General features: G+C 69.7%; 26 protein-coding genes and 4 tRNA genes. 16 read left to right on the forward strand and 14 right to left on the reverse strand.

Going from position 1 to position 25,402, the window contains the following annotated elements; all coding sequences use genetic code 11:
• Positions 1-425 precede the first annotated feature (425 nt).
• Entirely contained in the window at positions 426-1,316 is an 891-nt protein-coding gene (locus ACLQ28_RS16705; RefSeq protein ID WP_425687206.1) for a hypothetical protein, read from the forward strand.
• Here the strand turns inward: ACLQ28_RS16705 and ACLQ28_RS16710 are convergent.
• The gene (locus ACLQ28_RS16710) at positions 1,306-1,602 is read right to left on the reverse strand and encodes a DUF4326 domain-containing protein (RefSeq protein WP_425687176.1); all 297 of its coding nucleotides are present in this window, start codon (positions 1,600-1,602) and stop codon (positions 1,306-1,308) included. The genes ACLQ28_RS16705 and ACLQ28_RS16710 overlap by 11 nt on opposite strands.
• Positions 1,603-1,869: 267 nt before the next feature.
• A tRNA-Lys gene (locus ACLQ28_RS16715) sits at positions 1,870-1,945 on the reverse strand.
• A gap of 140 nt (positions 1,946-2,085) precedes the next feature.
• Between ACLQ28_RS16715 and ACLQ28_RS16720 the strand changes: the two genes are divergently transcribed.
• The gene (locus ACLQ28_RS16720) at positions 2,086-2,700 is read left to right on the forward strand and encodes a helix-turn-helix transcriptional regulator (RefSeq protein WP_425687177.1); all 615 of its coding nucleotides are present in this window, start codon (positions 2,086-2,088) and stop codon (positions 2,698-2,700) included.
• A gap of 21 nt (positions 2,701-2,721) precedes the next feature.
• Positions 2,722-3,180: a DUF3291 domain-containing protein gene (locus ACLQ28_RS16725; RefSeq protein ID WP_425687178.1), complete on the forward strand. Its 459-nt coding sequence runs from the start codon at positions 2,722-2,724 to the stop codon at positions 3,178-3,180.
• A gap of 68 nt (positions 3,181-3,248) precedes the next feature.
• Here ACLQ28_RS16725 and ACLQ28_RS16730 read toward each other — a convergent pair.
• Positions 3,249-3,324, reverse strand: a tRNA-Lys gene (locus tag ACLQ28_RS16730).
• Between the two features lie 188 nt (positions 3,325-3,512).
• Between ACLQ28_RS16730 and ACLQ28_RS16735 the strand changes: the two genes are divergently transcribed.
• Complete coding sequence (locus ACLQ28_RS16735) at positions 3,513-4,769, forward strand: Ig-like domain-containing protein (protein WP_425687179.1); 1,257 nt, start codon at positions 3,513-3,515, stop codon at positions 4,767-4,769.
• A gap of 246 nt (positions 4,770-5,015) precedes the next feature.
• Positions 5,016-6,305, forward strand: a complete 1,290-nt coding sequence (locus ACLQ28_RS16740; RefSeq protein WP_425687180.1) for an Ig-like domain-containing protein — start codon at positions 5,016-5,018, stop codon at positions 6,303-6,305.
• 106 nt (positions 6,306-6,411) lie between these two features.
• Here ACLQ28_RS16740 and ACLQ28_RS16745 read toward each other — a convergent pair.
• Positions 6,412-6,484, reverse strand: a tRNA-His gene (locus tag ACLQ28_RS16745).
• 112 nt (positions 6,485-6,596) lie between these two features.
• On the reverse strand, positions 6,597-7,187 hold the full coding sequence (gene orn / locus ACLQ28_RS16750) for an oligoribonuclease (RefSeq protein ID WP_425687181.1): 591 nt from the start codon (positions 7,185-7,187) through the stop codon (positions 6,597-6,599).
• Positions 7,188-7,259: 72 nt separating this feature from the next.
• Here orn and ACLQ28_RS16755 point away from each other — a divergent pair, with 72 nt between their 5' ends.
• Positions 7,260-8,573, forward strand: a complete 1,314-nt coding sequence (locus ACLQ28_RS16755; protein WP_425687182.1) for a glycosyltransferase 87 family protein — start codon at positions 7,260-7,262, stop codon at positions 8,571-8,573.
• 32 nt (positions 8,574-8,605) lie between these two features.
• Here the strand turns inward: ACLQ28_RS16755 and ACLQ28_RS16760 are convergent, their stop codons facing one another.
• The 3 genes from ACLQ28_RS16760 to ACLQ28_RS16770 all read right to left on the reverse strand — a co-directional run bounded on the left by ACLQ28_RS16760 (position 8,606) and on the right by ACLQ28_RS16770 (position 12,260).
• Positions 8,606-9,694: a hypothetical protein gene (locus ACLQ28_RS16760; protein WP_425687207.1), complete on the reverse strand. Its 1,089-nt coding sequence runs from the start codon at positions 9,692-9,694 to the stop codon at positions 8,606-8,608.
• A gap of 149 nt (positions 9,695-9,843) precedes the next feature.
• Positions 9,844-10,578 (reverse strand): YcnI family protein, encoded by a 735-nt coding sequence (locus ACLQ28_RS16765; protein ID WP_425687183.1) that lies wholly within the window; start codon positions 10,576-10,578, stop codon positions 9,844-9,846.
• A 17-nt stretch (positions 10,579-10,595) separates the two neighbouring features.
• Positions 10,596-12,260: a copper resistance CopC/CopD family protein gene (locus tag ACLQ28_RS16770; protein ID WP_425687184.1), complete on the reverse strand. Its 1,665-nt coding sequence runs from the start codon at positions 12,258-12,260 to the stop codon at positions 10,596-10,598.
• Positions 12,261-12,432: 172 nt separating this feature from the next.
• Between ACLQ28_RS16770 and ACLQ28_RS16775 the strand changes: the two genes are divergently transcribed.
• From ACLQ28_RS16775 to ACLQ28_RS16790, 4 genes are read left to right on the forward strand one after another with little or no spacing between them, the layout of a single operon-like run.
• The gene (locus ACLQ28_RS16775; protein ID WP_204943620.1) at positions 12,433-13,023 is read left to right on the forward strand and encodes a sigma-70 family RNA polymerase sigma factor; all 591 of its coding nucleotides are present in this window, start codon (positions 12,433-12,435) and stop codon (positions 13,021-13,023) included.
• 32 nt (positions 13,024-13,055) lie between these two features.
• Complete coding sequence (locus ACLQ28_RS16780; protein WP_425687185.1) at positions 13,056-13,580, forward strand: MauE/DoxX family redox-associated membrane protein; 525 nt, start codon at positions 13,056-13,058, stop codon at positions 13,578-13,580.
• The gene (locus tag ACLQ28_RS16785) at positions 13,573-14,289 is read left to right on the forward strand and encodes a DsbA family protein (protein ID WP_425687186.1); all 717 of its coding nucleotides are present in this window, start codon (positions 13,573-13,575) and stop codon (positions 14,287-14,289) included. The genes ACLQ28_RS16780 and ACLQ28_RS16785 overlap by 8 nt, the downstream gene beginning before the upstream one ends.
• Entirely contained in the window at positions 14,286-15,374 is a 1,089-nt protein-coding gene (locus tag ACLQ28_RS16790) for a hypothetical protein (RefSeq protein ID WP_425687187.1), read from the forward strand. Before ACLQ28_RS16785 ends, ACLQ28_RS16790 begins: the two co-directional genes overlap by 4 nt.
• Before the next feature lie 120 nt (positions 15,375-15,494).
• On the opposite strand, the gene ACLQ28_RS16795 is transcribed toward ACLQ28_RS16790, so the two are convergent.
• The 4 genes from ACLQ28_RS16795 to ACLQ28_RS16810 are packed head-to-tail and all read right to left on the reverse strand — an operon-like array spanning position 15,495 to position 18,178.
• On the reverse strand, positions 15,495-16,253 hold the full coding sequence (locus tag ACLQ28_RS16795; protein ID WP_425687188.1) for an energy-coupling factor ABC transporter ATP-binding protein: 759 nt from the start codon (positions 16,251-16,253) through the stop codon (positions 15,495-15,497).
• A complete protein-coding gene (gene cbiQ, locus ACLQ28_RS16800) occupies positions 16,250-17,020 on the reverse strand; it encodes a cobalt ECF transporter T component CbiQ (protein WP_425687189.1) in 771 nt (256 codons plus the stop codon). The genes ACLQ28_RS16795 and cbiQ overlap by 4 nt, the downstream gene beginning before the upstream one ends.
• Before the next feature lie 16 nt (positions 17,021-17,036).
• Positions 17,037-17,465, reverse strand: coding sequence for a PDGLE domain-containing protein (locus ACLQ28_RS16805; RefSeq protein WP_425687190.1), 429 nt, complete (start codon positions 17,463-17,465; stop codon positions 17,037-17,039).
• On the reverse strand, positions 17,462-18,178 hold the full coding sequence (locus tag ACLQ28_RS16810) for an energy-coupling factor ABC transporter permease (protein ID WP_425687191.1): 717 nt from the start codon (positions 18,176-18,178) through the stop codon (positions 17,462-17,464). The genes ACLQ28_RS16805 and ACLQ28_RS16810 overlap by 4 nt, the downstream gene beginning before the upstream one ends.
• Before the next feature lie 182 nt (positions 18,179-18,360).
• On the opposite strand from ACLQ28_RS16810, the gene bcp reads away from it, so the two are divergent.
• The 4 genes from bcp to ACLQ28_RS16830 all read left to right on the forward strand — a co-directional run bounded on the left by bcp (position 18,361) and on the right by ACLQ28_RS16830 (position 20,481).
• Positions 18,361-18,837 (forward strand): thioredoxin-dependent thiol peroxidase, encoded by a 477-nt coding sequence (gene bcp, locus ACLQ28_RS16815; RefSeq protein ID WP_425687192.1) that lies wholly within the window; start codon positions 18,361-18,363, stop codon positions 18,835-18,837.
• A 30-nt stretch (positions 18,838-18,867) separates the two neighbouring features.
• On the forward strand, positions 18,868-19,794 hold the full coding sequence (locus ACLQ28_RS16820; protein WP_425687193.1) for a hypothetical protein: 927 nt from the start codon (positions 18,868-18,870) through the stop codon (positions 19,792-19,794).
• Positions 19,780-19,862, forward strand: a tRNA-Leu gene (locus ACLQ28_RS16825). Before ACLQ28_RS16820 ends, ACLQ28_RS16825 begins: the two co-directional genes overlap by 15 nt.
• A 91-nt stretch (positions 19,863-19,953) precedes the next feature.
• Complete coding sequence (locus tag ACLQ28_RS16830) at positions 19,954-20,481, forward strand: GNAT family N-acetyltransferase (protein WP_425687194.1); 528 nt, start codon at positions 19,954-19,956, stop codon at positions 20,479-20,481.
• 4 nt (positions 20,482-20,485) lie between these two features.
• On the opposite strand, the gene ACLQ28_RS16835 is transcribed toward ACLQ28_RS16830, so the two are convergent.
• Complete coding sequence (locus ACLQ28_RS16835; protein WP_425687195.1) at positions 20,486-21,475, reverse strand: expansin EXLX1 family cellulose-binding protein; 990 nt, start codon at positions 21,473-21,475, stop codon at positions 20,486-20,488.
• Positions 21,476-21,589: 114 nt separating this feature from the next.
• Positions 21,590-22,408: an MOSC domain-containing protein gene (locus tag ACLQ28_RS16840; RefSeq protein WP_425687196.1), complete on the reverse strand. Its 819-nt coding sequence runs from the start codon at positions 22,406-22,408 to the stop codon at positions 21,590-21,592.
• Positions 22,409-22,531: 123 nt separating this feature from the next.
• Here ACLQ28_RS16840 and ACLQ28_RS16845 point away from each other — a divergent pair, with 123 nt between their 5' ends.
• Both ACLQ28_RS16845 and ACLQ28_RS16850 read left to right on the forward strand, forming a co-directional pair.
• The gene (locus ACLQ28_RS16845; RefSeq protein ID WP_425687197.1) at positions 22,532-23,605 is read left to right on the forward strand and encodes an LCP family protein; all 1,074 of its coding nucleotides are present in this window, start codon (positions 22,532-22,534) and stop codon (positions 23,603-23,605) included.
• Between the two features lie 344 nt (positions 23,606-23,949).
• Positions 23,950-25,254: a sugar transferase gene (locus ACLQ28_RS16850; protein WP_425687208.1), complete on the forward strand. Its 1,305-nt coding sequence runs from the start codon at positions 23,950-23,952 to the stop codon at positions 25,252-25,254.
• Positions 25,255-25,402 lie beyond the last annotated feature (148 nt).

Here is a 25,402-nt window from a genome sequence, read left to right on the forward strand (position 1 = left end):
AGTGGCGATACAACAGACAGCGCTCGCCGGAGGCCGTTGAACGAGGCGTCAACGGGCCGTGCGAGCACCCACATATCCAAACCGTGGTTTTGGGGTCGATTTTGGAGATCACTGTTCACTGAATCAGCCGAAGAGCTGAGGACAGAAGGGGCGAAGCGGTCAAACCAAACCCTCAATAGTTGATCTCCACAGAGAGCGCTGCACCGCGGCACCAATCTCCAGGAACGTCTGACACGCGCCTTTCCGGCCCAGCAATGGCGCGCCACGGGTCGAGGCAGCGGTTACTAAAAGTAATGAGAAAGGTGAGTTCTGCGCTCCGGCGTTTGACCGAGAGGCCAACTCTCACCCCTGCCGGCTAGTGCCGGATCTATTCAAATGTGAGATCGTCTATGTAACTAAACGTGCCTGGACAGCTGCATTTAGCGATGTGGGTGGTTCCGTTGGAACAGCTTCCGTTATGGGGACCGAGCACCGACGAAGATCCGAGACCGAAACCAGTCCTGGCACGACCAGCGACACTCCGCCTCCTGATCACAGTGAAGGCGGCACCCAACCCCTCCGCGCGATACGGCGAGACGGTCTGCGTCGGGGCACTGGGCATGGACCCGCCCTGGACGGGTTGGATTCGCCTCTACCCGGTCCACTATCGAGACCTCGACGACGACGGCAAGTTCCACAAGTACGACATCATCCACGTCGACGCACTGCCGGCCAGTCAGGACCAGCGGCGCGAGAGCTGGAAGCCGATCGTGGACAGCATCACCACCGAGCGGCACATCGCCAGCGGACAGTCGCGTCGAAACCTCCTCGATCCGCTCGTCGAAGACTCCATGTGCTGGCTCAACAAACAGGCCCGCGACGACCGGAGCGCACGATCGATCGCGCTGATTCGCGTGGCCGACATCTCGTCTCTTCGGGTCAAGCGCCACCCCGGCTGGTCGGCGGAGGATCGCAAGAAGATCGCTGGCTACCTCAACCAGCTCGACCTACTGGAACCGGCCAAGCGCAGCCCGCTTCAAGCACCACGCTTCACTGGTGCCTACCGCTATCGCTGCGCAGACCGCCTTTGCCGCGGGCACCAACAGACACTCTGGGACTGGGAGTTCGTCGCCCTACAACGTCGTCTAGACCAGCTCACCGACGCGGAGGCCGCGGAACAGCTGAGAAACAAGTTCCTCACCCAGCTCTGCGCCGCCGACCGCGACGTCGCCTTCTACGTAGGCAACCAAGCGGCAAGACCGCAGTCCTTCAGCATTGGCGGTGTCTACGCACCGAGACGGCCCACCTCGCGATACCGATTGCACGTCAACCGATGACTTCGGCCAGCACGTCGGCATGGCACGAATCCTCGACGCGGCACCAGCACGCCAACTGCTTCCCCGTAAGCTCCCGCCGCGCCCGGTCAACAAGGGCCGGCTGCTCCACAAGCCACTGCCGATAGAGGCGTAACGCCTCCGCCCGATCATGCTTCCGCAGGCTGAACGGATTGGCCCAGGGAGAACGCCGCAGCCCGAACCCCTGCCGCCCCACATACACGGCTCCGGGCGGCACCATCGGGTGATAGAGATCCCCCTGCACGCGAACCCGCAGCTGTCCCCCCACATCACCAGCGTAATCGCCAACGACTGGATGCTCGAAGAAGCGCGGCGGACGCCTCGGCGGTCGGATGCGCCGAGGCCCTGGCGCCCTGTACAGGATGGCCACCTCAGAAATGACGATGAGCGCGGGCATCCACGGAACAACGACGTGTCCCGGCAACGCCGACCCGGTCCAACGGCTCCCGAGCACCCACCGAGCGACCGCCCACCACCGAAGCACACGAAAAAGGCCCTGCCCCAGTGTGAACCACCAGGTCAGGACCTTGATCGTTGGTGCGCCGCCAGGGACTCGAACCCCGAACCCGCGGATTAAGAGTCCGCTGCTCTGCCAGTTGAGCTAGCGGCGCTCGCTGACAACGGTGAGCACCATATCGGGTCGCTTCCCACCTCCCGGCAACGGGACGAGATCAGGCCACGCCGCCCGGACGGGGCGGCGGGGCTGTCTCGCTCGGGGGGCGGAGGACCAGCGGCGGGTAGCGTCGATGCCATGTCATTGGAGGCGATCGGTGCGCTGCGGGAGCAGGTACGCCGGACGGTGTACGAGTATGTGGTCGCGCGAGCGGAGCCGGTGAGCCGCAACGAGGTGGGCGAGGCGGTGGCCATCGGGCGTACCCTCGCAGCTTTTCATCTGGACAAGCTGGCCTCGGCCGGCCTGTTGGAGGTGACCTTCGCAGCGCGCGCCGGCGGGCCGGGGGCCGGGCGGCCGGCGAAGCTGTACCGCCGGTCGTCCGTGGAGCACGCAGTCGTGCTGCCGCCGCGCGACTACCGGCTGCTGGCCGGCATGTTGGCGAGCGCGATCGAGCGGATCGGCGCGGAGCCTGCGGCCTACGCGGCTGCCCGTGCGCAGGGCGCGAAGCTCGCCGGGGATGCGGCAATGCCGCGCCTGGTGGAGCTGGGCTACGAGCCGTTCGAGGACGCCGACCGGACGATCCGGCTACGCAACTGCCCGTTCGAGGCGGTGGCCCAGTCCCATGGCGGGCTGGTCTGCGGGTTGAATCTTGCGTTGCTTGAAGGCGTGCTGGGTGAGGGTCATGTCGTGCGGCTCGACCCGTTGCCGACCGGGTGCTGCGTGGCGATCCACTCTAAAGACAATGAGGCTTGACATAGACAGTAGCTTGGCCACATGGCCGAACATCACCTCGCGCAACTGAACATCGCCCGGCTGCGCGCCCCGCTCGACAGCCCCGAGCTTGCCGACTTCGTCGCCCGGCTGCCCGAAATCAACGGCGTCGCCGATGACTCGCCCGGCTTCGTCTGGCGACTTCAGGACGAGTCCGGCGACGCGACCGCGCTGCGACCCTTCGGAACGGACGTCATCGTCAACCTGACGGTGTGGCAGTCGGTCGAATCGCTACACGCCTTCGTGTACCGGACGGTGCACCTGGAGCCGATGCGTCGGCGCCGGGAGTGGTTCGTTCCCCTCGACGGGCCGCACCTGGTGCTGTGGTGGCTCCCCGCCGATGTCCTGCCGACCCTCGGAGAGGCGGCCGAGCGACTCGACCTATTGGGCCGCGACGGCCCCTCTGCAGCGGCGTTCACGCTTCGCGAGCCGTACCCCGCTCCTGGCGTGCTCGCGGGCTGACAGCAGCGGATCGGGACGCGAAAAAAGCCCCAACCCAGTGTGAACCACCAGGTCAGAGCCTTGATCGTTGGTGCGCCGCCAGGGACTCGAACCCCGAACCCGCGGATTAAGAGTCCGCTGCTCTGCCAGTTGAGCTAGCGGCGCTCGTTCGGCAACGGAGAGAACATTAGCACCCCTCCGAGTCGGGCTCCAAAACGGTTACCCGGCTCCCCCCTTCGGTCGAGCTTTGCGGGCAAAAGGTTACAAACCGACCACCCCGCTCGCGAGAGGGGCGTGGCTTGCGGCGGTGATGCGGCACGATGTCCGCCAGGTACGCGAGAACAGAGGTGGGGATGACACGGTTCACGCGAGCCGGGGCGGTGGTGGGCGCTCTGACTCTGGTGGCGTCGCTGGCACTGACCGGGTGCGGCGACGAGCAGAAGAAGCCGGAATTCGTTGGCGGGGGGTCGACGTCAGGCGCGAGCGCCGCACCAGACTCGTCCGCGCCCTCGACGCCGAGCGGGCCGACGCTCGCGCTGAGCCCGGCCGACGGCGCGAAGAACCGGCCGGTGAGCACGGAGATCAGTGCGAAGCTTCCGGACGGCGGGAAGGTTTCCGCGGTCACCCTGACAGCGGACGGCGGGGGCACGGTGGAGGGCAAGCTGCGCACCGACGGTTCCGCCTGGGTGCCGTCTGCCCCACTGAAGTACGGCACCCGCTACACCGCCTCGGTGACGGCGAACACCGCTGACGGCACGAGCAGCCAGGGCACCAGCAGCTTCACCACGATGGCCAAGCCGAAGTCGACAGTTGGTTCCGGCCTGTACCTCTTCGACGACAAGAGCTACGGGGTGGCCATGCCGGTGGTCACCGAGTTCCACCCGGGCATCCCGAAGAAGGACCGGGCAGCGGTGCAGAAGCGGATGTTCGTCCGCACCGACCCGCCGCAGCCGGGAGCCTGGCACTGGGTCGACAACGGCACGCAGGCCTACTACCGGGCACCCGAATACTGGAAGCCCGGCACCACCATCACGGTGCGGATCGCACTGGCTGGCATTCCGCTGAGCAACGGCAAGTACGGCGACGTCGACCGGAAGGCCACGGCCAAGATCGGCCGGTCCTTCGTGATGAAGGTCGACAACGCCAACAAGAAGATGGCGGTGTACGAGAACGGCGCGTTGGTGCGCACCATTCCGGTGAGCCTCGGCAAGAAGAGCACGCCGTCGTCCAGCGGCACGATGGTCGTGATGGAGAAGAAGGAAGCCACGACCTTCGACACCCGCGACGACCCGGACCCGGCCAACCGCTACGTCACCGACATCGAGTTCGCGCAGCGGCTCACCTGGGGTGGCGAGTACATTCACGCCGCCCCCTGGTCGGAGCATGTGCAGGGGCGGCAGAATGTCTCGCACGGCTGCGTGAACGTGTCCATGGCGAACGCCCGGTGGCTGTTCGACAAGACGAGGATCGGCGACCCGATCACGATCAAGGGCACCGAGCGCCGGCTCGCCGCCGGCAACGGCTGGACGGCGTGGAGCCTGAGCTGGTCGCAGTTCATCAAGGGCAGCGCGCTGCCCGTGCCCAGTGGCGGGGCCGGCCCGGCGCTCTGAGCCGTCAGTCTTTTGCGCCGGCCCTGCCGATGGCCGGGCCGGCGCGTACCCTTGCACTCCCGCGACGCGATGATGCCGCGGCGACCCCCCAGCCCCGGTACGGAAACGAGCCACGCTCACGAAACGCCGGATAGTAGCAATTTTCCGGCACGATGGTCGGCGTGTTTCGGTTCACCCTCGGCAACCGGGGCCGGCTCTGGCGCGTCAGTAGGACGATGGGGCAGCGACCACGACTGTGAGGGAATCATGCGAGCTAGCCAGGACCAGCTGATCAGGCCCGGTGGGCGACGCCGCGTGTTCGCGGCGTCACTCCTCGCCGTGGCGCTTGCCTTCACCTCCGCCTGCACCGACGGCGACGGCGGCAAGCCGTCCTCGTGGCAGGGCGGCGGTGAGACCCCGGCCGCGAAGGCGGCGGCGACCATCAGCGAGCCGGCGACCGACGCCAAGGACGTGCCCGCATCCACCGGCATCACCTTCACCACGAAGGACGCCGTGAAGACCACCGTCGAGCTCAAGGACGCGGCCGGCAAGGCGGTCGAGGGCACCCTCGCCGCGGATGGCAAGACGTGGCTGCCGGCCGGCGCGCTGGCGTACGGCACGAGCTACACGGCGACCGTGACCGCCACCGGCGACGATGATCGTCCGGCCACCGCGACCAGCACCTTCACCACCATGGCCAAGCCGGGCAATCAGGTACGGGTGAGCAGCTTCCTCGGTGACAACCAGGTGGTCGGGGTCGGCATGCCGCTGATCGTGAAGTTCAGCCGGGCCATTCCGGAGGACTACCGCGACGACGTGCAGCGCCGGATGACGGTGACCTCGACACCGGCCCAGGAGGGCATCTGGCACTGGGTCAGCCCCACTGAGATCCGGTACCGGCCGAAGGAGTTCTGGAAGGCCGACAGCAAGGTCTCCTACCGGGTGCAGGCTGGCGGCCTGCCGATGGGTGCGGGCTGGTACGGCCGCGCCGACCTCGCGGTGGACGTCAAGATCGGCTCTTCGATGATCATGACGGTGGACAACAAGACCAAGCGGATGACGGTGACCCGCAACGGCGCCGTGGTCAAGACCATCCCGGTCAGCCTGGGCAAGAAGAGCACCCCCTCGTCCAGCGGGACGATGGTGGTGATCGAGAAGCTGCGCAAGACCGTCTTCGACACGTTCGAGGAGCTGGGCCCGGAGGACGGCTACCGCACCAAGATTGACTTCGCGCAGCGTTTGACCTGGGGTGGCGAGTTCATCCACGCGGCACCCTGGTCCGAGGGTCAGCAGGGCAGCGTGAACGTCTCGCACGGTTGCGTGAACGTGTCGATGGCCAACGGCGACTGGCTGTTCAAGAACACCCAGATCGGTGACCCGATCACGGTCAAGGGCACCGAGCGCAAGCTGCAGAACGGCAACGGCTGGACCGACTGGAACATGAGCTGGGACGAGTACGTCAAGGGCAGCGCCCTCCCGTACGAGCCGCCGGCCGACCCGGACACCACCCCGACCCCGGACGGCACCGTCACGCCGTCACCCACCCCGACCGCCTGAGCCACCCCACGAAAGCCCCCTCTTCGGAGGGGGCTTTCGCATACGCCCCTAGGGCCTGAAACGACTCAGGCCCCCTCCGAAGAGGGGGCCTGAGCAGTGAAACCAGGGTGACTGATGGGAATTGAACCCACGACAACCGGGACCACAACCCGGTGCTCTGCCAACTGAGCTACAGCCACCACGCCGCCGTCGCCCGGTCGATCGCCCCGGGCGGGGTGCGGACCAATAATAGCCACACCGCAGCGCGCCGCGTCTAGCGGGTTCCCTGCTCCCCGGCGAGAGCTGCCAAGGTCAGAGTTCGGCGGCGATCGCCTTGGCGGTCTCGACGTCCGGGCCGGGCAGCGGGACGAAGACCGTGCGTCGGTAGTACTCCAACTCCCGGATGCTCTCCCGGATGTCGGCCAGCGCCCGGTGCGCGAGACCCTTCTGCGGTTGGCCGAAGTACACACGGGGGTACCAGCGACGGCAGAGTTCCTTGATCGACGAGACGTCGATCATCCGGTAGTGCAGGTGCGCGTCGAGGCGGGGCATGTCCCGGGCGATGAAGCCGCGGTCGGTGGCGATCGAGTTGCCGCACAGCGGAGCCGTACGCGGGTCCTTGACGAAGGTGCGGACGTACTCCAGGACCAGGTCCTCCGCCTCGGCGAGGGTGACCGCCGAACGGCGGACCTCTTCGGTGAGGCCGGACTTGGCGTGCATCGTCTGAACGATCTCCGGCATCCCCTCCAGTGCCGCCTCATCGGCGTGGATCACCACGTCGACCCCGTCACCAAGCACGTTGAGGTCGGGATCGGTGACCAGTGCCGCGACCTCGATCAGCTTGTCCTTGCCGAGGTCCAACCCAGTCATCTCACAGTCGATCCAAACGAGGAGATCAGCCACCGGGACAGCCTACGCGCAGCCCACGCCTCGCGGCTGCGCGCTCTCAGCGGGCCAGCCCGCTAGGGTTTCGGGGTGCCAGCAGAACCCGTCGCACCGCCCGCCGTCACCGACGACGATCCCGGCGGCCGTACGGTCCGCCGCCTGGTCGCGGTAGTGGCCCTCATTGCCGTGCTCCCAGCGCTCTACCTGCGCGGCCTCGTGCACAACTTCTTCGACCTCAAGATCTACATGTCCGCGGTCGACTGGTGGCGGACCGGCCACCCGCTCTACGACTACGTCCAACCCGACCGGGTGCAGGGCGAGTTGTACTTCACCTACCCGCCCTTCAGTGCGCTGCTGCTGTGGCCGTTCGGGCTGCTGAAGCTCGGTGCCACTGTGACGATCTTCACGGTGCTCACCGTGCTGGCCGTGGTGCTGACCACCCGGTGGCTGGTGATACCGGTCATCGACCGGCACAACCTGCCGCGAACCTTCACCCTGACCGCCGCCGTGTTGCTGGTGCTGGCAGTGGAGAGCACCCGCGAGACGATCACCCTCGGGCAGATCAACATGCTGCTGGTGGTGCTGATTCTGACTGACCTGCTGTTCGCCGTACCGCAGGCGCGGCGCTGGGCCGGGATCGGCGTGGGGCTGGCGACGGCTCTCAAGCTCTTCCCCGGCGTCTTCATCGTCTACCTGCTGGCCACCCGGCGGTGGCGGGCCGCAGCGGTGGCGAGCGCGACGGCCGCGGCGGCGACCCTGCTCGCGATGGCGATAGCGCCCGGGGAGTCGTGGCGGTTCTGGACCCAGGAGCTGTGGGACAACGACCGGGTGGGCCGCACCGACTACGTCGGCAACCAGTCGCTGTTCGGCCTGCTCAGCCGGTTCACCGCGCCGGATAAGCCGGACCGGCTGCTCTGGCTGCTGGTGGTCGCCGTGGTCGCCGCCTACGGGTTGTGGCGGGCCGTCCGGGCGGCTCGGGCTGGTGACGCGTTGACGGGCCTGACGTTGACCGGGCTGGTCGGTGCCCTGGCCAGCCCGATCACCTGGACCCACCACATCTACTGGTTCGTGCCTGCGGTGGTGCTGCTCGCGGACGCGGCGTTGAGCGCCAACCGCCCTGAGGAGGCACGCCGGCGTCGGTGGTTGGCCGGGCTCGCGCTGGGCACCACCGCCCTGATCATCTACGGCGTGGTGACGTTCCAGAAGTGGGGCATTGCGACGGTCCGCACCCATGACCCGGTGGACTTTGTCCTGCAGAACATCTACGTGCTGCTCAGTCTGCTGCTGCTGGCGACCCTGCCGATGCGCTCGGGCACGGTGCGCTTGGGATCGCTGCGCTTGGGGCCGCTGCGCTCAAGCCACTCCGAGGTAAAATCGCACCAAATGGACAGATCTCCCCAGTAGCCGCTATCGGCGCTAATCTGGGCTCATCTACCTCAAGCGTCGCTCGGGTAGCACCGATCCCCCGGTGAGGGTGGCCCTCCGCGTCGGCAGCGCGGGGGGCCGCTCGACGTTTCGTCCACCGCCACCGGCCGGGCCGTGGCCTCCGCGCCGGCCGGCGGCCAGGCGAGACTCAGCGTTGCCGGTGGTCGGGGCAACCGGACCGGCTCGTCCAAATCGGCGAGGGTGGCCGACCGGGCTGGCTTTGCGCCGATCGCCGACCGGGGCCGCTCCCCCGCAGCCGAGCTGACCGGGGTGAGCTGCCGTACGGCCGGGAACCGCGAGCTCGACCCGCGATCGTGGGCACCCAGGCCACTCAGCGAGGTGACCCCGAGCCGCCCGGCGAGCACCGGCACCTGATCCGGCTCGACCACGAAGATCACTTCGCGCGGGCGCGGCGGTCGCAGCAGGAACAGCAGCGCGCACACCACCAGCAGGACGCCGGCGGCCAGCAGACCCCAGGTGGCCGGGCCGGTCCACCCCGCCCGCAATTCGGCGCGCAGGTCCAAGGTCAGGTCTGCGCCGCCGTCGGGGCGCATCACCACCAGACTCATGGGCTCGCCGGCCAGGTCGTCCGCACTCCACTCCAGTGAGCCGATCCCCTGGTGTGACCACGACGCCCGACCCAGCGGGCTGCCCGGCACGGTGGCGGCCGGACTGCCAGCGGTAGGACCGGCCGGACCAGCCGCGCCGCCGGCGGTAGGCCCGGCCGGGTCCAACCGGACCGGCAGCGGGCCTTGGGCCAGCGTCACCCGGCGGACCGAGGCGTGTGGCACCGGTTCCAGCCAGCGGTTCACCTCGGCGGTGGGCGCCAGCCCGACGAAGGCCGGGCCGTCCGCAGTGCGGGCGTCCAGTCGCAGCCGGGTCTGGGCGGTACGCGCGAAGGGCGCCGACTGCCGCAGCAACCGATCGAGATCGGTGACCACGACCGCGTGACCGGGCGTGCGGATCGTCTCGAAGCGGGCGGTGAAGGCCCCATCAGGGCTGGTGTGTCGGGCTACCAACCACAACGCGCCACCGGCGAGCAGCGCCGGAATCCCTACGACCAACAGCAGTACTCCGGCGATCGCCCGCACGAAACGCATTCGCACCGTCCCCTTCCGTAGCCAGATACCCGGCCGACCTTACCGACGTGGGCGCTCTGATCAGGGGATATCCACGGCACGGTCCGGTCCGACTGCGGAAAGCCCGCTGGCCCGCCGGATCGTCCGGCGGGCCAGCGTGTGCGACGGGGTCAGGACTTGGCGACCGGCTCTCGGCGGGTCCGGGCGAACGCCAGCCCGCCCAGCACCAGGCCGGCCAGACCGGCGACGAGACCGGCCACACCCAGGCCGACCGCGAGACCATTGCCCTCGTCTTCGACAGACGGCATCGGGACGGCCGCGTTCACGGTCGGCGCGGCCGACCCCGACGGTGCCGCCGCGGCGACGAGGGTGAGCACCGGAGCCGGGTTCTCCGGCTCCTCACCGCCCGTCGCCGGCGGGTCGATCCAGCGCGAGATCTCGCCGTCCGAGTAGGTCTGCAGGGTCTTGAAGACCATCGACTCGACCTGCGGCAACGGCCCCATCGAGACGGCGAACTCCTGGAACTGACCCGGCTTCACCGCCGCGTCGCCGGTGGCCGTCCAGGTGATCTTGGAAACCGCCTCGGTGAGCTGGCTGCCGTGCACCTCGATCGGCGGGTCCACCTTGCGCTTCTCCGTGGCGACCGTCCAGCCGGGCATCGGCATGGTCGAGACCGACCCGACCGGCGCGTTCTCCGGGAGCACCACCTCGAGCTTGGTCGTCGAGGCGGTGTCGCTCTCATTGGGCACCCGGAACGCCACCCGGGCGTAGCCGCCCTGGGTCGCCTCCTTCGGGTTCACCGTGACGTGAGCAGACGCCGGTCCGGCGAAGCCGAGCACAGCGGTGGCAGCGGCGGTGAACGCCAGGGCGGCAGCGGCGGTTGCGGTACGCCGGAATCGGGTCATGGGTTTCGCGGACCTCTCTAACGGATCGGCACGGTGGCGGTCACCGTGGCCTGGTCGATGTCGGTCGTTCGGGCGGTGATCTTCAGTTGCCAGTCGCCGGCGGCCGGCAGGCTGACGTCGCCGTAGGCGTGGCTGTCGTTCAGCGCCAGCAACGGGACCTCGATCGGTTCGATCCCGGCCGAGGGCAGCGCGACGGTCGCCTTCCACTCGGCCACCGGCAGCGGCAGGTTGTCCTTGTCGTAGGCGTACAGGTGCACCGTGTTGTTGCCCCGCTCGGCCGGGCTCACCTCGACCTCCAGCGAGTAGAGCGGGCTGGACAGCCTGGTGCTGAATTGGCCGGCCTCGGCGGTGGACGGCCCGGCCACGGCGGTCCGGGCGGGCGTGGTCTGCACGAGCGTGGCGGACAGGCCCAGCACCACCACGGTCACGGCCAACTCCACCCAGACCGCCCGGCGGACCGGCGCCGGGCGTTGCTCCGCGACGCGACGACGCACCAACTGCCGGGAGTACGCAGCCACGGCGATCACCAGCACGAACAGCCCGATCTTGGCCAGCAGCAACCGCCCGTACGTGGTGTCGATCAGCGCCTGCGGGGTGGCCACCTCGATCAGCGCCTGGACGGTGCCGGCAAGCAGCAGCGCCGAGACGGCGAGCGCCGCCCAGCGTGACCAGATCGGCAGGATCGCGCCCAACTCCCGCTCGTCGGCCTGACGCAGCAGGAACCCGGCGAGCATGACCAGACCGCCCAGCCAGACCGCCATGCTGCCCAGGTGGACCGCGTCCACCACCACGGAGACCGCCGGAGCCGGGGAAGCCGCTGGGTGCCCGGCCAGCGGCCAGGTCAGCAGGGCAGCGCCGCCGAGCACAGCCAGGATGCTCGCGTCAGGGCGGCCGACAGGCCGGGTCAGCAGCGGCCGGAGCAGGAAGACGGAGGCCGCCAGCAGGCCGAGTCGGATCAGGTGGGCGGCACCGAAGGTGCTGCCGAACACGCTGCCGAACCCCTCACCGGTGACCTCGAAGAGACCACCGCCGGCTGTGTAGGGCACCTGCAACCACAGGTCGGCGAGGGTGGCGAACGCCACCAGGCCGAGGCCGGTCCAGGCCAGCCGGGCCGGGCCCCGCCGGGAGAGCCGTCGTGGCCACAGCGCGACGAGCACCAGCGCCGGCCCGACCAGCAGCACCAGGCCGAGGTAGCCGAGGAAACGGGCCACCTTCACCGCCGTGTCCACCACCGGGTTGGCGCGGCTGTCCGCGCCGTCGTCGACGGGGGGCGTCGAAGGTGCGCCGACCGAGTAGGTGAATGCTCCGGACACCGGGTGGCTGTCGGCGGAAATCACCCGGAAGCTGACCAGGTAGGTGCCGCGCGCACCGGACGGGTCCACCGGAATCGTCACCACCGCGCCGCCGAACGACGGCTCGCCCCGGTCGGCCCGGGAGCCGTCCGGAGCGATGACCCGGATCTTGCCGGGCACCTTGCGGACCGATTCGCTGAACGTGAGGACCACCGCGGACGGCCCGCTCGGCACGACCGCTGCGGCGGCTGGGCTGCTGCTCTCCAGCACCGCGTGGGCGCTGGCCGGGGTGGCGGGCGCGATCAACAAGGCAACAACGGTGACCAGGAGGCCGGCAGCTGCGGCCAGCCGGGCGATCCGGCGGCGGAGGGCGACAGTCATGCCGGCCATGGTCGCCGACGAGAGTCGCTTTCGGCGACCCGAGACGGGTGATCGCGCTCGTGGTCGCAAGTCATGACCGGGTAGTCGGCCCGCGGTGGGGAAAAGTTCCCGACGTGGCGCAGGCCATCCAAGAGCCGAAGGATCCGGACGCCCCGCCGGGTGCCGCGTAACCTGGTTTGTCGTGATCCCTGTCCCGCGTGACACCGGTGCCGCCGGTCCGGCCGAGCCGGCCGGTGCTGCCGCCCGGGACCCGGCAACCGAGTGGGCGCTGACCGCACGCGACGGTGATCCGACCGCCCAGGCGGCGTTCGTCCGGCTGACCCAGGTCGAGGTCTGGCGGTTCGCCGCCGCCCTGGTAGACCCGGACAGCGCCGACGACCTGACCCAGGAAACGTACCTGCGGGCGTTTCGGGCCCTGCCCGCATTCGAGGGTCGTTCCAGCGCCCGCACCTGGCTGCTCGGCATCGCCCGCCGGGCCTGTGCCGACCACCTGCGCACGGTGATCCGCCGCCGCCGGCTCGACGAGCGCCTGGCGGCGAACGCGTACACCGACCGACCGCACCCGGACCCGGCCGGCCAGTTCGGCGCCGCCGACCTGGTCCGCCGGCTCAGCGCCGAGCGACGCGCCGCGTTCGTGCTCACCCAACTGCTCGGCCTGTCGTACGCCGAGGCCGCCGCCGTCGAAGGGGTGCCCGTGGGCACCATCCGTTCCCGGGTCGCCCGGGCCCGTGACGAGCTGGTCGAGGCGGTCGGCGACGCCCTGACCGGCTGAGCGCGGAACTTCCGGCGAAGACGGGACGACAAATGAGCGTGACTGCACCTCCCATCCGGGTCGGCCGTTGGCCCGTGCTCCGGCCCTGGCTCGGCACCGCGGCCCGGCTCGGCCTCGCCGCCGTCTGGCTCGTCGCCGGCGCGTCGAAGGTCGGTGACCTCGCCGCCTCCGGGCGGGCCGTCAACGCGTACCAGGTGATGCCGTACGACGTGGCGACGGTGATCGGCGCGGCCCTGCCCTTCGTCGAGCTGGCGCTGGGCGTGCTACTGCTGCTCGGTCTGGCCGCCCGGCTCGTCGCCGGGGTGTCGGCCGCGCTGCTGGTGGTCTTCATCGTGGGGATCGCCTCGGCCTGGGCGCGTGGGCTGTCCATCGACTGCGGCTGCTTCGGCAGCGGCGGGCAGTTGGCCGAGGGGCAGGCACCCAGTTACCTCCCGGAGATCCTGCGGGACCTGGGATTCTTGGTACTGGCCGGATTTCTGCTGATCTGGCCACGTACGCCGGTATCGGTGGACGGGTGGTTGTCCGGCGAACCCGCTGTGGAGGACGAGGATGAGTAGTCGCAAGGGGCAGCGGGACGCCGCCCGGGTGGTCCGTGAACAGCTCGCCCGCGAGCGGCGGCGCCGACGCACGATCTGGGTCTCCGCCGCTGCGGTCGTCGTCCTGATCATCGCCGGTGTCATCGGCTGGGCCGTCTGGTCCAACCAGCGCTCCGACACCTTCACCACCCCGCCCGGCGCCAACGCGGCCGGCACCGGCATCGTCACCGGTGGCGGGCCGGTCACCGTCGACGTCTACGAAGACTTCCAATGCCCGGTCTGCAAGCAGTTCGAGGCAAGCAGCGGGTCGACGCTCGAACAGTTGGTGGCCGACAACAAGGCGAAGGTCGTCTACCACCCGGTCGCGTTCCTCAACCGTTTCTCCACCACCGACTACTCCACCCGCTCCTCGGCAGCCTCCGGCTGCGCCGCAGCCGGCGGCAAGTTCCACGAGTACGCGAAAGCACTCTTCGACAAGCAGCCGGCGGAGGGCAGCGCCGGGCTCACCGACGGCGAGCTGATCGACATCGGCACCGGCGTGGGCCTCGATCGGGGCTCGTTCGGCAGCTGCGTCAACGACCACACCTACCGGACGTGGACCGAACACGTCACCGACGAGGCCAGCCGGAGCAACGTCACCGGCACGCCGACGGTCATGGTCAACGGCCAGCCGCTCGCCAACCCCACCCCGGAAAATCTCACCGCAGCCGTGGCGGCGGCCGGCAAGTGATCCGTACCCTGCTGGCCCGCGCCGGCCTGGTCGCCGCCGCGGCCTGCGCGGCCACCCTGATCACCGCGGCGCCCGCCTCCGCGCACGGCGCGGACGCACCGGACGGCACCGACTACCGCACCCGCACCACCGGGGTCGCACCGGCGCGGCCAGGGCTGGAGGTACGCGTCGTCGAGGCGGGCGCCCGGCTTGAGTTGACCAACAGCACCGGCCGCACCATCGAGGTCATCGGCTACTCCGGCGAGCCGTACCTGCGGGTCGGCCCGGACGGGGTTTTCGAGAACAGCCGCTCCCCCGCCACGTACCTGAACCGCACCATCGCCGGGGACACCACGCTCCCGGCCGAGGCCGACCCGGCCGCTGCTCCGTCCTGGCGGCGGATCGCCGACGGGACCACGGCGCGATGGCACGACCAGCGCGCGCTGTGGCAGGAGTCGGAACCACCCGCAGAGGTACGCGCCGCCCCGGACCGCGAGCATCGGGTCCGAGACTGGACGGTCCCACTGCGTGACGGTGCCGACCCGGTGATGATCAGCGGCACGCTGGACTGGGTGCCGCCGCCAGACGCGTACACCTGGTGGGCGGTGACCATCGTGGGGCTGCTCGCGGTGGGCGCGCTCGGCCTGGTCGCCGCCGCCGCCCCGGCTGGCGCCCGCGCGATGTCCGCGCTGGGCGCGTTGCTGGTCGCCGGCGGAGTGGTGGCCGTCATGTACCCGGTGGGGCGGGAGCTGGACGCGGGCGCCCAGGGGTTGGGTGGGGTGGCGCTCGGGCTGTTGTCCGGGCAGATCTGGTCGCTGATCACCGGCCTCGGCGCGATCGCCGCCGGGTGGTACGCGCTGTCCCGCCGCCCTGCCGCCGACTTCGTGGTGGCGCTGGCCGGGGCCTGCCTGGCGCTCTTCGCCGGCGCGGCGAACGCCGCCGTGTTCGCCCGGTCCATCGCCCCGGTGCCGTGGTCGCCCGAGGCCGCCCGGGTCATGGTGGCCATAGTGCTGGTAGTCGGCACCGGCGCAACAGCCGCAGGCATCCTCCGCCTGCACGCAACAGCCAAAACCCCAACCCCAACCCCAACCCCAACCCGCCCCTAACCCCCCTCCCAACGTTCTCGCGATCTTGCACTTTGTGTCGCCGCTATGCGGCATTTACGCCTTATGGCACGACAGTAAGTGCAAGATCGCCGCGGGGTTGGGGTGGGGTGGGGGGTGGGGTTACGGGTTTGGGGTGAAGCCGTAGGGGAGTTCTAGGCGGTGTCGGGTTAGCAGGGGGGCGTCTCGCAGCAAGTTGAGGGTGGGGGCGTCGGCTACGATCCGGCCACCGTCGAGGATCACCGAGCGTTCGCACAACTCCGCCGCGTACGGCAGGTCGTGCGTGACCATCAGCAGGGTCACCGGCAGGTCGCGCAGGATCTCGGCCAGCTCACGACGGGCCGCCGGGTCCAGGTTCGATGACGGCTCGTCGAGCACCAGGATCTCCGGGTGCATGGCGAGCACGGTCGCCACCGCCACCCGGCGCCGCTGCCCGAACGAGAGGTGCTGCGGGGCCCGGTCCCGGTGCTCACCCATCCCCACCGCGGCGAGCGCCTCGTCCACCCGGGCGGCCAACTCCGCCCCGCGCAGACCCAGGTTCGCCGGCCCGAACGCCACGTCCTCCGCCACCGTGGGCAGGAACAACTGGTCGTCCGGGTCCTGGAACACGATGCCCACCCGCCGACGCACCTCGGCGAGGGTGGCCCGGTCCGGTGTGACCGTCAGCCCGCCGACGCTCACGCTGCCCTCGGTCGGGCTGAGGATGCCGTTGAGGTGCAGCACCAGCGTGGTCTTGCCGGCGCCGTTGGGCCCGAGCAGCGCCACCCGCTCACCGCGCGGCACGTTCAGGTCCACGCCGTGCAGGGCTACGTGCCCGTCCGGATACGCGTACCGGACGCCACGAACGTCCAGGGAGACAGCGGTCTGCACGACACCGATCATGTCAGCACGAGAGCGGTGGCGGCGATGGAGGCGGCCAACACCGGCACGGTCGCCGCAACCAGCCACTGACCGGCACTCGCCGCACCTTCGCCCTGCCACACGGCGGGCATCCGCCCGGTGTAACCCCGCGACAGCATCGCCAGATAGACCCGCTCACCACGCTCGAAGGCGCGCAGGAACAGCGCCCCGATCCCGGCGGCGAAGCCGCGCAACTGCCACAGGAAGCGCGGGTCGTCACCCCGGGAGATCCGGGCCACCCGCATCCTCCGCGCCTCGCCGACCAGCACGTCGAGGTAGCGCAGCATGAACGTGGCGATCTGGGTGAGCACCTGCGGGCAGTGCAGCCGGTCCAGCCCCACGATCAGGTCCCGGGTGGTGGTGGTCGCGGCGAGCAGCAGCGAGGCGAGCACGCCCAGGGTGCCCTTGGCCAGGATGTTCCAGGCGCCGTGCAGCCCATCCTCGGACAGCCGCAGGCCCAGCACCTCGACCCGAGCGCCAGCGCCGAGGAACGGCAGCGCAACGGCGAACAGCACGAACGGCAACTCGATCAGCGCCCGGCTGAGCAACCACCGCGGCCCCACCCGGGCCAGCGCCGCCACCGCCGCCACCAGCACGGCGTACGCGCCGAAGGCCCAGAACGCCGTGCGTGGGGTGGCCACCACGGCGATGGTGAAGACCACCATCGCCACGATCTTGACCTCGGGCGGGAGCCGGTGCACCGGCGAATCCGACTCGCGGTACAGCACATGCCCGTGACCGGCACCCATTACGCGTACCCCCTGATCAGCCGGCTGTGCCGGCGCGGGCCGTCGCCGCGTCGTCCTCGGCGGGCGTCGCGCCCTCGGCGGACGTCGTCGCGTCGCCGTCGGTGAGCGTGGTGCCCCGGCGGCGCAGCAACCAGAAGCCGCCAGCGCCGATCGCGAAGGTGACCAACACCCCGAGCACACCGGAGAGGCCGGTGGAGACGAAGCTGTTCTGCACGCCCCGGACGCCGTAGTCGGCGAGCGGGCCGTCGGCCAACTCGTGATCCCGTGCCCGCTGCGCCGGGCAACTGCCGCCGACGATGTTGTCGTCGGCGTCGACCGTGCAGCCCTTGAGCAGGGACGAATCCAGCCCGTCCGGGTGGGACGAGGCGTAGTTGCTCACCACACCGGCGAGCAGCAGGGCGACCAGCAGGCCACCGGCCAGAAAGGCCCACGAGCGATTCTTCATCGAACACCTCCGGCGACCGGGACAGCGGGGGCAGCGGGCGCACGCAGGGAGCGCAGCGCGTAGACCAGGTCGGGTCGCACCTTCGCGACGGTGAGCACGGTGGTCGCGGTGATCAGGCCCTCGCCGATGCCGATGAGCAGGTGGACGCCGGCCATCGTGCCGGCCAGGCCGGTCAGGTTGCTGCCCAGGTCGGTGGTGCCGCCCAGCCAGTACTCCAGGACGAAGCCCTGCGACGCGACCACCACGCTGAGCATCGCGGCGACGAACGCGGTCACCGCCAGACCGGCCGGCGTGCGGGGTAGCACCCGCAGCAGCACCGCGATCAGCACGTACGCCGCGGCGGTGCCGATCAGCGCCATGTTGGTGATGTTGAGGCCGAGCATCGCCACGCCGCCGTCACCGAAGATCAGTGCCTGCACGACCAGGACCACGGCCACGCAGAGCGCGCCGACCCACGGGCCGACAAGCATGGCGGCGAGCGCGCCACCGAGCAGGTGGCCACTCACGCCGGCCGTGAAGATCGGGAAGTTGAGCATCTGGACGGCGAAGATGAACGCCGCCACCAGGCCTGCCATCGGAGCCAGCCGGTCGTCGAGGTCGCGCCGGCCACGCAGGACGCAGGCGGTGAGCGCGGCAAGAGCGAGCGCAGCGAAGATCGCTGCGACGGGACCGTCGATGATCCCGTTCGAGATGTGCATCGCCAGTGTCTCCACGCGACCTCCCACACGTCAGCGGCCCGGCCGGGCCAGCGTGCGTCAGCCTATTTCCCAAGCCTTGTTGTTGCCAGACTCTGGCAACAACGCGAGGTGTTGATCACCTTTCCAGCCGGTGACCGGTGCGACACCCGACGCGTCGCCGACGACGGCATCCGCCGGCCCGGCGGTATCGTCGGGCCATGACCGCGCCCGACCGTCTCTCCCCCGGTGACCCCGCGCCCGAGTTCACCCTCGCCACCGACACCGGCGACCAGCTGTCCCTCACCGACCTGCGAGGCCGCAAGGTCGTCCTGTACGCCTACCCGGCCGCGATGACCCCCGGCTGCACCAAGCAGGCCTGCGACTTCCGCGACTCGCTCGCCTCGCTCCAGGCCGCCGGCTACGAGGTCGTCGGCATCTCCCCGGACAAGCCGGAGAAGCTGGCGAAGTTCCGCGAACGCGACTCGATCACGTTCCCGCTGGTGTCGGACCTGGACAAGACGGTGCTGACCGCCTACGGCGCGTACGGCGAGAAGCAGTTGTACGGCAAGACCGTCACCGGCGTGATCCGCTCGACGTTCGTCATCGACGCCGACGGCAAGATCGAGCGTGCGCTCTACAACGTCAAGGCCACCGGGCACGTCGCCAAGCTCCGCCGCGACCTCGGCCTGGACTGACTTGTCATACCGGGCCGCTACGTTCCGTCAGTGGTCCGATACAAATACACTCCCGAAGCGCTCGCCACCGCGGCAGCCGCCGCACGGAACATCACCGAGGTGATGCGGCTGCTCGGCGTACGCGTCAGCGGCGGCTCGCACGCACACATCAGTCGCCAGCTCAAACGCTTCAACATCGACACGTCGCATTTCACCAGACAGGCACACAACAAGGGGCGGCGCGGCGAACGGCGCACCACCTCGTCGCAGCTTCTTGTCGAGCTGCCAGAAGGGTCCCGCCGGACGCCGGGCGTGCGGTTGAAATGGGCTCTGGCCACACTCGGCGTGCCGGAGGAGTGCGAAGGATGCGGGACAGGGCCAGTCTGGCGAGGCACGGCACTCATCCTGCACGTCGATCACATCAACGGGGACTTCCTCGACAACCGGCCACCTAATCTGCGGCTCCTCTGCCCAAACTGCCACAGCCAGACGCCGACCTTTGCCGGCCGGCGGAACCGGGCTCGTGACCTCACCGTCCCTACACGGACGATGGTCGGGGACGAGGAAGGCTCGCAGGGGACAGACGGTTCCGATCGCCGACCGGCAACGCGGGAGGAACTCGTCGACCTGTTCGGCCGGATCGACGCCCAGCAGATGACGGCCTTGGAGGCGGCGAGGCACCTGGGTTATCACCCGGCCTACCTGTACAAAGTTCGGCGACGACTCGAGCAGGAAGGCCTGTTGACGCCGCGTCCGGACCGCCGCTGGCGTTCGAGGGCTCATCGCGACACGGTGGTCGCAGGGGCGTTGGCGAATCCCGACGTCGGACCGAAGCGGTTGTCGGCCATCCTCCGCAACCTGCCGGGCGGGGAATGCAGGGTGAGTCACGGCACGATCTCGGCCATCCTCAAGGAGGCCGGGCTCAACACCGCCGAAGCAAGACGTTCTAGACTCAGCGAGTTGGCGGGAGTGGCGTAATGGCAGCCGCGCAGGTCTTAGGAACCTGTATCCGGAAGGATGTGGGGGTTCGAATCCCCTCTCCCGCACAAGTCAACGCGCACCACTTGCCTGACGGTGGTTGTCGGGCGCGTCACTCTCGCGGGTCGCGGGCCTGGTCGTCGGGTCAGGATGGCGAGCGTGAGTCTGCGCTTCGTCCTCGACCCCGACCTGACCCCGCAACTGCGCGCCGAGATCGTCGACCTCTGGGTGGACGTCAGCAACGCGGGCGGCGCGGTCGGGTTCGTCCCGCCGGTGACCACCGCCGACGTGCGCGCCACCGCCGACCCGACCTTCGCCGGTATTGTCGACGGGCCGGACCGGCTGCTGGTCGGATACTCCGGCGACCGGCTGGTGGCCATGCTGATCTTCAGTGACAACCGTTTCCCGCTCACGGCCCACTGGTGCGTGCTGAAGCGGGTGATGGTCCACCCGGACACCCAGGGCACCGGCTACGGCTCGGCGCTGATGGCTGAGGCCACCCGGCTGGGTAGGGAGTTCGGCCACGAGGCGCTGCACGTCACGGTGCGCGACGGGTTGGGGTTGGACAAGTTCTACGGCCGCCTCGGTTACCGGGAAGTCGGCCGGCTGCCGGGCGCGTTGCGGTTGGCGACCGATGACGACCGGGACGAGGTCCTGATGTGGCTCGACCTGGCACCTGCCGACTGAACGGTCAGCCAGCGCACCAACGGGCGTTCGCCGCGGCCGGGCGGGTGGTCGGTGTTCCGGTGGCCGCCGCGCTCGCCCTCGCCACCTCGACGGGACGGCGGGCCGGCGTCGGCGTACCGGCTGGTCGTTTGCCGGGCGGCCGGGTCGTTGCGGACGGGCGCGGCGTGGCCGCGACGGCGCTGCGCGCGTACATCCGGACCGCGCTGTTCTGCACCTGGCCGGGTGCCATGCGGATGCCGCCGACGGTGACCCGGTTTCCGTAGACGTCACTGACGCGGACGCTGAACGGGCCGGGCCCGGCGCCGGAGGCGATCAGCCAGTAGTTGTAGTCCTGCCGGGCTGTCGCCCGCCACGGCCCGCTGTCACCCTGCCGGACCTCGACGGAACGCAGTGGGTTGCCGTGGTTACCGACGCGGATGGCGAACCACCACTGCGACGCGCCCTCCTTGATACGGAAGGTGAGTGGTCCGGGCAGTGGCGGGTTGACCACCGCCCGGTAGGTCACGGCGACGAGGCCCTGGACCGGGTCGGCGATCCGGGCGAACGCCTCGCGGGACAGGTCGAGGTGCCCGGTCGCGCACTCCGGGCACTGGTCCATGATCAGCACTCGGACGGTGCCCTTCGGGCCGGTCACGTCGAGAAATCCACCGCAGGCGGCGCCGGCGGAGTATTCCGTCGGGCCGAGCGCGACGTAGAGCCGGTTGGCCGGGGCAGCGGGGTTCGAGCAGTTGCCGCCGGCGCCGTTCGAGTCGTAGAAGCTCGCCTTGCCGCTGTGCGTGGCGTTGCCGGTGGGCGGCGCGGCTGCGAGTGTCCGGCCGGCGGCGCAGGCCGGGGCGGAGCCGGACCGCAGGGTCAGGGTGAGCCCGAGTGCCGCCGCGAGAACGGTGACGCCGGTGGCGACCAGCCAGGGCATCGGGCTGGACGACGATGCGGGCCGGCCCTCGGCAGCATGGTCCAGGTCGATGTCGATGTCGACAGCGCTTCCGTCCGTCACGACGGCGATGCTGCCGGACCGGCGCGCGGGCGGACAAGCCGGCTAAGCCAAAGCTAAGACAGCATCGACGGACGGTGATCGGGGCGTTCCGATTGCAGTCGAAGGCGTCACCGGTCAGGGCACGACGACGATCGGGGCCCCCACCGCGAGTTGACCGCCGTCAAGGGGCACCAGGTGCAGTCCGAAGAGGAGCTTCTGCTGGACGTTGCGGTGTCGTCCGAGGGTGCGCAGCGGTTCCTTCGCGCGTACCCCGGTTTCCTGGTCCGTCGTGGTCACCACGCAGCGGTCGCACGGCCCCGCGGCGCGGAACCGCAGGTCGCCGATGCGCAGCGACCGGCCGATCCAGCCGTCCTCGGCCCAGGCCGATGCGCCGTCGACCACCAGGTTGGGTCGGAATCGGGTCATTGGCACCGGCTGCTCCCCCGCCTCGGCCAGCCAGTCGTTGAGGACGTCGAGGGAGGCGGTGTTCGCCAGCAGTAGTGGGTAGGCGTCGGCGAAGCTGACCTGGTCGCCGGTGTCGTATTCGCGGTCCTCGGCGGCCAGGTGGCGGGTCGGCTGGGCCAGCCAGACCAGCCGGACCGGTCGGCCGAGCAGCGCGCCGAGCCAGTCGTCGGCCTCTCGACCGGCCGGCAGAGCCGGGACCGGGAGCTTGCGACTGCGGAAGGTGCGCACCGCGACCGGTTCACCGACGGTCGGTTCGGGCACGTCGAGGTCGGGCTGCCCGTCGGCGCGCAGCAGCAGACCCCCGGGGCGCACGCTGGCACGCAGGCCGACCAGCCGGGTGGTTTCCCGCTGGGTGACGCCGACGCCGTCGGCGTCCACGACCATCCAGCGTCGGTCGCCCGCCAGGCCCCACGGTCGAACGAGCGCGCCGTCGTGGTCGAGCCGGTGGCAACCCTTGACGGGGTACGTGTGAATCGATGCCAGTCGCACCCGGCTACCATGCCACGCCCCGGGTCAGCCAACGTTCGTCGGAGAAGTCTTCGGTCGGGTCGTGGAACCGTATGACCCGGATGGGGGTACATGCCTGTAACCGGGAATCAGTAGCATCGCGGCATGCAGTATCGCCAAGAGTACGCGGAGCCCGAGACCCAGTTCCTCGAGGCGCAGCCACCAACGGAGCCCACCAAGAAGGCACGCAAGAAGCGTCCCCGGTGGCAAAAGGTCGCTCTGATCACTTTCGTGGTCTTGGCGCTGCTCGGCGGTGGCGGGATGGTCGCCGGAGGGTTGTACTTCCGTTCGATCAACTCCGGCATCGAGCGCGTCGATGCCTTCGACGGTGTGCCGGAAGCCGACCGCCCGCAGGTGGACGCGGCCGCCAAGGGCGCGATGAACATCATGATGCTCGGCAGCGACTCACGCGATCCGGACAGCGAGTCTGGCTCCCGCACCGACACGATCATCGTGGCCCACCTTCCGAAGGACCGGTCCAGCGCCCAGCTCATCTCGATTCCCCGCGACAGCTGGGTCAGCGTGCCCAAGTCCCCGACGGGCCGGGGTGGCCGAGACGCGAAGATCAACGCATCGTTCGCGTGGGGTGGCGTTCCGTTGATGGTGCAGACGGTGGAGAAGTTCACCGGCGTGCGCATCGACCACGTGACGATCGTCGACTTCGGAGGGTTCAAGGAGATCGTCGACGCGCTGGGCGGCATCAACGTCGACGTGGAGAAGGGCTTCACCACGGCCTACGCGCTCAACGGCAGCCGGACGTTCAACGCCGGCCGGCAGAAGATGGACGGGGCGGCCGCGCTCGACTACGCACGCGAACGCCACGCCTTCGCCGACGGCGACTTCGCCCGGATCCGGCACCAGCAGCAGGTGATCAAGGCGATCCTGGACAAGGCGGCTACCGGCGGCACGCTCGCCAACCCGGCCAAACTCAACTCCTTCGTCAAGGCGACGGCGGACTCGGTCGCTGTCGACAAGTCCCTGAACCTGATCGACCTCGCGACCGAGATGCGTGGCCTGCGCAGCGGCAACCTGACGTTCCTCACCTGCCCTGTGGAAGGGACCGGGATGGTCGGTAGCGAGAGCGTGGTGAAGGTCGACAAGAAGAAGGCCGCCCAGGTCTTCGAGGCGGTCCGCAACGACAACGTTCCGGGGATCCTGTCTGCCGCCGCCGCAAAGTAGGAGTAGCAACTGGCTTGCCGGCTATGGTGGCGCGCCCAGGTCGATCGTAGAGTTCGGTCGCCCTTCTGGTCGGAATGCGTGACCGAGGGCTTTCACGGGGAGGTCCACTAGTGTCAGGCGTTCCGGCCACCAGTCATTCGTCCACGCCGCCGTTCGGCGGGGATGAAATTGACATACCGGGCGATGGGGCCCGCCTCTATGGCGGTGCCCCACCCGTTCCTCAGACGAGAGAGCCGGAGGGGCGGGAGGAGGCCAAGGTCGAGGTCGCCGGCCTGGGCACCACCGCCGTTCTGCCGTACGCCCGGTCCCGCACCTCGTCGCGGACCCGGTGGCTACGCGCCTGGATGATGATCGCCCCCGTCGACGCCGTCGCGCTGCTCGCTCCGCTGCTGCTGAGCCAGAACTACTGGCGCGGGACCCTGGCCAACGCCGTCCTGACACTGACCCTCTTCACTGTCGGCGGTCTCTACCGGCCGCGCCGTCACGTGAGCATCCTCGACGAGTTGCCGAGCCTCTGTGGGCGACTGCTGACTGCCGCCTCGGTGGTGGCAATCATCGCGGCGGAGCGCCACGCCTCGGTGACGTACGTCGGCGAGTTCATGCGGGGCGTCGCGCTGTCGGCGTTGTTCGTGATCCTTGGGCGCGCGGCCAGCAGGGCGTTCACCGTCCTGTCTCGTAAGCGCCGGTGGGCGGAGCACAACGCGCTCATCGTCGGCGGCGGCCCGATCGGTCTCGAACTCGCACGGTTGCTGCGCCGCTACCCGCGGTACGGTCTGCGGTTCGTCGGCTGCGTCGACGCTCCGTCCCGTCAGGGCAACGCGGCGCTTCCCCTGAGCGGGACGCTGACGGACCTCGAACACCTCGTCCGGCTGACGGAGTGCGAGGTCCTGATCATCGCCGACCCGGACTGCCACGAGGCCACGCTCATGGAAACCCTGCTGCAACCCCGCAGCTCACGCTGTGACCTCTGGGCCGTGCCACGCCTGTGGGGCTCCCGCTCCCACGGCGGTTACCCCGACCACATCGGCGCGTTCCCGATCGTCAAGATCGGTGATATCTCGCTGACCGGCCCACGGTGGGCCATCAAGCGGGCGTCCGACATGCTGTTCGCCGGGTTCGCTCTCATCCTGTTGAGCCCTGTGCTGCTGCTCTGCGCCATCGCCACGTTGATCGACGGTGGCCGAGGGATCTTCTTCTACCAGGAGCGGATCGGCCGGTACGGCAAGCCGTTCAAGGTCATCAAGTTCCGGTCGATGCGGCCGGTGAACGAGCAGGAGTCCCAGACCAACTGGTCCATCGCACACGACAACCGGGTCGGCCCGATCGGCCGGTTCATGCGCCGGACGTCGCTGGACGAGCTGCCCCAGCTGTGGAACATCCTGCGCGGCGACATGAGCGTGGTCGGGCCGCGGCCGGAGCGGCCGTACTTCGTCGAGAAGTTCTCCGCGGAGTACCCGGACTACGCGGCACGTCACCGCGTCCCCGTCGGCCTCACCGGGCTCGCCCAGGTCAGCGGCCTGCGGGGCGACACCCCGATCTCCGACCGGGCCCGGTTCGACAACTACTACATCGAGAACTGGTCGCTGTGGTTGGACGTCAAGGTGGTGCTCCGCACCGTCTCGGAGGTCTTCCGCGCCGGAGGGCGCTGACCAGACGCAAGACGCCGCGGGTGGTGGCGCCGACGGATTTCGAAACGTCGGCGCCACCACCCCCGGCGCTGTCAGGTCATGCGGCGGGTGTGGTCGTGAGGGGTTCCCACCAGGTGCGGGTGGTGCGGTACCAGGGGACGGTGTCGGC

The sequence above is a fragment of the Micromonospora sp. DT201 genome (assembly GCF_049841575.1).
Classification (GTDB): domain Bacteria; phylum Actinomycetota; class Actinomycetes; order Mycobacteriales; family Micromonosporaceae; genus Micromonospora.